Genomic DNA, 6,186 nt, shown 5'->3' on the forward strand with positions numbered 1-6,186 from the left:
TGACACCACCAGACGAAGCAACAAGGAGTACGCCTGTGAAGAGCACCGTCGAGACTCTGAGCCCGACCCGGGTGAAGCTCGCCATCGAGGTGCCGTTCGACGAGCTCAAGCCGAGCCTGCAGAAGGCGTACCGGGAGATCGGCGCGCAGGTGCAGATCCCGGGCTTCCGGCGCGGCAAGATCCCCGCCCAGGTGATCGACCAGCGGGTCGGCCGGGGCACGGTCCTCAACGAGGCCGTGCAAGAGGCCATCCCGCAGCAGATCCTGGCCGCGGTCCGCGAGCACGACGTCAAGACGCTGGGCCGTCCCGAGGTCGAGATCACCGAGTTCACCGACGGTGAGCCGCTGAAGTTCACCGCCGAGGTCGACGTCCGGCCCGAGATCACCATGCCCGACCTGTCCACCATCTCGGTGACCGTGCCGGCCGTCGAGATCGGTGACAGCGAGATCGACGAGCAGGTCAACGGGCTGCGCGAGCGCTTCGCCACGCTGAAGACGGTCGACCGTCCGGCCGCCGAGGGCGACTACGTCCAGCTCGACCTCAAGGCGACCGTCGACGGCGAAGAGGTGCCGGGCGGCTCGGCCACCAACATCTCCCACGAGGTCGGCAGCAAGCAGCTGCTCCCGGGCCTCGACGAGGTGCTGGTCGGCCTGGTGGCCGACGCCGACGCGTCGTTCACCACCCAGCTGGTCGGCGGCGACTTCGCCGGCCGCGACGCCGACGTCGAGGTCAAGGTGCGCAGCGTCAAGGACAAGCAGCTGCCCGAGGTCGACGACGAGTTCGCCCAGCTGGCCAGCGAGTTCGACACGCTGGAAGAGCTGCGCGGCGACCTGCGCGAGCGGCTCGGCCGGGTGAAGAAGGTCGAGCAGATCTACGCCGCCCGTGACGAGGCACTCAAGCAGCTCGTCGAGGCGGCCGACATCCCGGCGCCCGAGGGCATCGTCAAGGACGAGGTCGAGGGCCGCAAGCAGGCCATGACCGACCAGCTCGAGCGGATCGGCGCCACCCTCGAGGACTACCTGGCCTCCGAGGAGAAGACCGAGGAGCAGATCGACACCGAGCTGGCCGACGCCGCGACCGAGGGCGTCCGTATCCAGCTCCTGCTCGACACGGTCGCCGACGCCGAGGACATCCAGGTCTCCGACGACGAGTTCGGCCACGAGATCGTGCACCGCGCGCAGCGGGCGCAGATGTCCCCGCAGCAGTACTACGACCAGCTCGTGCAGTCCGGCACCGCGGCCGCCGTGTTCGGCGACGTGCGCCGGGGCAAGGCGCTGGCCTCCGTGCTGGAGAAGGTCACCATGCAGGACAGCGAGGGCAACACGTTGACGCTGGACGACCTCCGCGAGGCCAACGAGGCCGAGCACGCCGGTCACGACCACTGACGCCTGCGCTGACAGCGAACACCCGCCCGAGCGGGAAGCCGCCGGGCATCCGACCGGTTACGTTGGTCGTACTACGGACCAGTTGCCGGCCGGATCGCTCGGCCGGTTCAGTCAGCGGTGAAGGGCTGCCATGACCGACCTGCACATTCCTGCGAGTCCCGCTCTGCGGGGCGGCGAACTCAGTGGCAACCTCGACGACTCGGTCTTCAACCGGCTACTGCGCGAGCGGATCATCTTCCTCGGCAGCGAGGTGACCGACCAGGTCGCGAACCGCATCTGCGCGCAGCTCCTGCTGTTGTCCGCCGAGGACCCGGAGCGCGACATCAACCTGTGGATCAACTCGCCGGGTGGCTCGGTCTACTCCGGCATGGCGATCTACGACACCATGCAGTTCATCGACAACGACGTTCAGACCGTGGCCATGGGCATGGCCGCGTCGATGGGACAGTTGTTGCTCTGCGCGGGCACCGCGGGCAAGCGTTTCGCCCTGCCCCACGCGCGGATCATGATGCACCAGCCGTCCGGCGGGATGGGCGGTACGGCCGCCGACATCGCGATCCAGGCCGAGCAGATGCTCTACACCAAGCGCATGTTCCAGGAGCGGGTGTCCTTCCACACCGGCCAGGACCAGGCGCAGATCGAGGCCGACTCCGACCGCGACCGCTGGTTCACGGCCGAAGAGGCCAAGGACTACGGCTTCATCGACAAGGTGATCACCGGGGCCACACAGGTCCCGGAGGGCGCCGGCACGCTGAACTGAGGGAGCAGACCATGACCGACCTTTCCATGCCTCCAGGGTTCGCACCCGTGCACAACCGGTACGTCCTGCCTTCGTTCGTGGAGCGCACGTCGTACGGCGTCAAGGAGTCGAACCCGTACAACAAGATGTTCGAGGACCGGATCATCTTCCTCGGCGTGCAGGTGGACGACGCGTCGGCCAACGACGTGATGGCCCAGCTGCTGACGCTGGAGAGCACCGACCCCGACCGCGACATCACCATGTACATCAACTCGCCCGGTGGTTCGTTCACGGCCATGACGGCGATCTACGACACGATGCAGTACGTCCGCCCCGACATCATCACGGTGTGTCTCGGCCAGGCGGCCAGCGCGGCCGCTGTGCTGCTGGCGGCCGGGTCGCCGGGCAAGCGGATGGCGCTGCCCCACTCGCGGATCATCATCCACCAGCCGGCCACCGAGGGCGGCTACGGCCAGGGCTCGGACATCGAGATCCAGGCGCGCGAGATCCTCCGGATGCGTACCCAGCTCGAGGAACTGCTGGCCAAGCACTCCGGCCAGACGGTCGAGAAGGTCCGCAAGGACATCGACCGCGACAAGATCATGACGGCCGATGAGACCAAGGAGTACGGTCTCGTCGACACCGTTCTGGTCAGCCGTAAGAAGAGCCTTCAGACCGTGGGCGCGGGCAACTGACACCACCCGCCGGGGGTCGGACAGTCGCGAGCTAGACTGACCGGCCCCTGACACGCCCGTTTTGGGGGGTCGGAGAAGTGCCCAACAGCGGGTAACGTCGAGCGTGCAACCTCAGCAACGCGGGTCCGCGGACGATGAGCTGTGCAGGACGAAAGTTTTCAACGGCGTCGAGGCGGATCGTTCTCAGCTTGAGGACGGGCAGTAGCCGGCCGATGAGTGGCAGGGAGACCGTAGGTGGCACGGATCGGTGACGGTGGCGACCTACTGAAGTGCTCCTTCTGTGGGAAGTCCCAGAAGCAGGTCAAGAAGCTCATCGCGGGCCCTGGGGTCTACATCTGCGACGAGTGCATCGATCTCTGCAACGAGATCATCGAGGAAGAGCTGGCCGAAACCGGCGAGGTGAAGTGGGAAGAGCTTCCCAAGCCGATGGAGATCTGCCAGTTCCTCGACAACTACGTGGTCGGGCAGGAACAGGCCAAGAAGGCGCTGTCGGTCGCCGTCTACAACCACTACAAGCGGATTCAGGCCGAGTCGGCCGGCGCGCCCGGAGCGGGCAGCGACGTCGAGGTGGCCAAGTCCAACATCATGCTCATCGGCCCCACCGGCTGCGGCAAGACACACCTGGCGCAGACCCTGGCCCGCATGCTGAACGTGCCGTTCGCGATCGCCGACGCCACCGCGCTGACCGAGGCCGGCTATGTCGGTGAGGATGTCGAGAACATCCTGCTCAAGCTGATCCAGGCCGCCGACTACGACGTCAAGCGGGCCGAGCAGGGCATCATCTACATCGACGAGGTCGACAAGATCGCTCGCAAGAGTGAGAACCCGTCGATCACCCGCGACGTCTCCGGCGAGGGTGTCCAGCAGGCCCTGCTCAAGATCCTCGAGGGCACGGTGGCCAATGTGCCGCCGCAGGGCGGCCGGAAGCACCCCCACCAGGAGTTCATCCAGATCGACACCACCAACGTGCTGTTCATCGTGGGTGGCGCGTTCGCCGGGCTGGACCGCATCATCGAGTCCCGCGTCGGCCAGGGCGGGGTCGGCTTCGGCGCCCACCTGCGTTCGATCTCCGAGCGGAACACCGACGACATCTTCAGCAAGGTCATGCCGGAAGACATGCTGAAGTTCGGGCTGATTCCCGAGTTCATCGGCCGGCTCCCGGTGATCACCACGGTGCGCAACCTCGACCGCGAGGCGCTCATCAAGATCCTCACCGAGCCGCGCAACGCCTACGTGAAGCAGTACCAACGCCTCTTCGAACTCGACGGCGTCGAGCTCGAGTTCGACACCGGCGCCCTCGAGGCCATCGCCGATCAGGCCATGCTCCGAGGCACCGGCGCCCGCGGCCTCCGCGCCATCATGGAAGAGGTTCTCCTCTCCGTGATGTACGAGGTCCCGAGCAACCCCGACGCCGCGCGTGTGCTCATCACCCGCGAGGTGGTCCTCGAGAACGTCAACCCGACCATCGTCCCGCGCGAGTTCGGGGGCCGCCGTGCCCGCCGCGAGCGCGAGGAGAAGTCGGCCTGACCCTCGCCGACGCCATCGCCCGCCTCGCTCGAGGCGGGCGAGCACCTCGGTGGCGGCCCTTGGCCTTCGTCGGCTCTGGGCCCACGCCGTGACCCTGCCTTCCCGGCCCGCTCAAGATCCCTCTGACGCCCGGCGATGACTTCACGCACAGCCGGGTGGCCAGAGCCCACGGTCGTGCCTTGGCCGCCGCCGCGCACCCTGTGGCTCCGAACTCTGCTGTCCCCACCACACCCTGGGCGCGCTTAGGCTCGGGGTATGCGTGTTGCGGTGTGTCAGCTGAATGCCCAGGACGATCGTGAGCGGAATCTTGCCGAGGCCCGTGGACTGCTGGAGCGGGCGGCTGCGGCGGGAGCCGAACTGGCCGTGCTGCCGGAGTATGTCGACTATCTCGGGCGTGGCCAGGGGATGCCGAAGCCGGAGGGGATAGACGGCGAGTTCGCCGGCTTCTTCGCCGCGGCGGCCCGGGAGCTCGGGATCTGGGTGCACGCGGGCTCGTTCCACGAGAGCGGGCCGGACGACGATCACACCTACAACACGTCACTGGTCTTTTCGCCCGCGGGTGAGCGGGTGGCGGTCTATCGCAAGATCCATCTGTACGACGTGGAGATCCCGGGACGGGTCTCGTACCAGGAGTCGCGCACCGTGTCGGCCGGCGACGACGTCGTGGTGGCCCCGGTCGCGGGGGTGCCGGTCGGGCTGTCGATCTGTTACGACCTGCGGTTCCCCGAGCTCTATCGACGCCTCGCCGATGGCGGCGCGCAGGTCATCGTGGTGCCGGCGGCCTTCATGATGCATACGGGTCGCGATCACTGGGAGGTTCTGCTGCGGGCGCGGGCGATCGAGAACCAGTGCTATGTCGTGGCGGCGGGGCAGATCGGTGACCACGAGCCCGACCGGACGTGCTTCGGGCGCAGCATGGTGATCGACCCCTGGGGGACCGTGGTGGCTCAGGCGCCGGATGTCGTGGGTGTCGTCGTCGCGGATCTCGACCTCGAGCGGGTGGAGAAGATCCGGACCGAGGTGCCCAGTCTGGCCAACCGCCGGCTCTGACCCGGGTTAAGGCCTTCCGCGCCGCAGCGCTGGCCGGGTCATGGATCGGCCTCAGATTTGCGCGACCAGGTAGCTGACCACGGCGACGCCGACCAGGGCGCCGCCGATCAGGAGCATCGCGCCGCCCATCCGGGACGGGCCGCGGCGGAGCAGCTTGAGCAGCGAAACCGCCATCACCACCAGCACCAACAGGCCGATGACCAGCTGCCACAGGGGTGAGAGCAGGCCGAACAGCCAGTCGCCGGCGGGTGCCGAGGTCTCGGTCATGCCTGCCACTCTGACACGGCCGGGGGCCGATTTGCGTTTCGCCAGACCGGTCGCGTAAGTTTCTCCACGGCACACGGAGCCGGACGAAGAGGATTCTTCGGACAGCGCCTGAGCCACTGCCGAAGACGCGCGCTATGCTCGTCAGAGGCACCGGGCGAGGCAGGGTGTGAAGCACGGGAAACCGGGTTTGCACCGGCGGGAACGACCGGGTAGAGTATGAGAGCCGCAGGAGCCGGGCGGATGGATCGCTAAGCGATCATCGGTCGGTCTGACGGATAACCCGAACGACACAACCACTTCAGGGTGGCTAGCGTTAGCGCGGGTTGAACTGGGCGATGCCTTCGAGGTTGCAACCTCGTGATGGCGATGTCGACCAGGAATCGGAGCGAAAGCCCCAAGGAAGGATCTCGGTCAGAGATCCGGTTCTTGGTGTGTGGTTGTTCTTTGAGAACTCAACAGGGTGCTTGATAAGCCAGTGCCAATTTATGGCGAGGTTTTGTTTTGCCTCGCGATTCCTTTGGCA

The 6,186-nt window shown here is 66.8% G+C and carries 7 protein-coding genes; 5 read left to right on the plus strand and 2 right to left on the minus strand.

Annotation, left to right across the window (positions count from 1 at the left end; genetic code table 11):
* The first annotated feature begins 35 nt into the window (after positions 1–35).
* The 5 genes from tig to AB0O15_RS41160 all read left to right on the plus strand — a co-directional run bounded on the left by tig (position 36) and on the right by AB0O15_RS41160 (position 5,396).
* Positions 36–1,385 (plus strand): trigger factor, encoded by a 1,350-nt coding sequence (gene tig / locus AB0O15_RS41140; RefSeq protein ID WP_364331168.1) that lies wholly within the window; start codon positions 36–38, stop codon positions 1,383–1,385.
* A gap of 130 nt (positions 1,386–1,515) precedes the next feature.
* Positions 1,516–2,145, plus strand: coding sequence for an ATP-dependent Clp protease proteolytic subunit (locus AB0O15_RS41145; RefSeq protein ID WP_364331171.1), 630 nt, complete (start codon positions 1,516–1,518; stop codon positions 2,143–2,145).
* Between the two features lie 11 nt (positions 2,146–2,156).
* Positions 2,157–2,819 (plus strand): ATP-dependent Clp protease proteolytic subunit, encoded by a 663-nt coding sequence (locus AB0O15_RS41150; RefSeq protein WP_364331174.1) that lies wholly within the window; start codon positions 2,157–2,159, stop codon positions 2,817–2,819.
* Positions 2,820–3,053: 234 nt separating this feature from the next.
* Positions 3,054–4,346 (plus strand): ATP-dependent Clp protease ATP-binding subunit ClpX, encoded by a 1,293-nt coding sequence (gene clpX / locus AB0O15_RS41155; RefSeq protein WP_364331177.1) that lies wholly within the window; start codon positions 3,054–3,056, stop codon positions 4,344–4,346.
* A gap of 255 nt (positions 4,347–4,601) precedes the next feature.
* Entirely contained in the window at positions 4,602–5,396 is a 795-nt protein-coding gene (locus AB0O15_RS41160; protein ID WP_364331180.1) for a carbon-nitrogen hydrolase family protein, read from the plus strand.
* A gap of 51 nt (positions 5,397–5,447) precedes the next feature.
* On the opposite strand, the gene AB0O15_RS41165 is transcribed toward AB0O15_RS41160, so the two are convergent.
* Entirely contained in the window at positions 5,448–5,672 is a 225-nt protein-coding gene (locus AB0O15_RS41165; protein WP_364331183.1) for a hypothetical protein, read from the minus strand.
* 304 nt (positions 5,673–5,976) lie between these two features.
* Positions 5,977–6,186: hypothetical protein (locus tag AB0O15_RS41170; RefSeq protein WP_364331186.1), on the minus strand; the 210-nt coding region annotated here is incomplete at its 5' end.

The sequence above is a fragment of the Actinoplanes sp. NPDC089786 genome (genome assembly GCF_040684855.1).
Taxonomy (GTDB): Bacteria; Actinomycetota; Actinomycetes; order Mycobacteriales; family Micromonosporaceae; genus Actinoplanes.

Coding starts and splice junctions, on each gene's coding strand:
- AB0O15_RS41160 (WP_364331180.1), top strand. CDS start 4,602: ATGCGTGTTGCGGTGTGTCAGCTGAATGCCCAGGACGATCGTGAGCGG.
- AB0O15_RS41150 (WP_364331174.1), top strand. CDS start 2,157: ATGACCGACCTTTCCATGCCTCCAGGGTTCGCACCCGTGCACAACCGG.
- AB0O15_RS41145 (WP_364331171.1), top strand. CDS start 1,516: ATGACCGACCTGCACATTCCTGCGAGTCCCGCTCTGCGGGGCGGCGAA.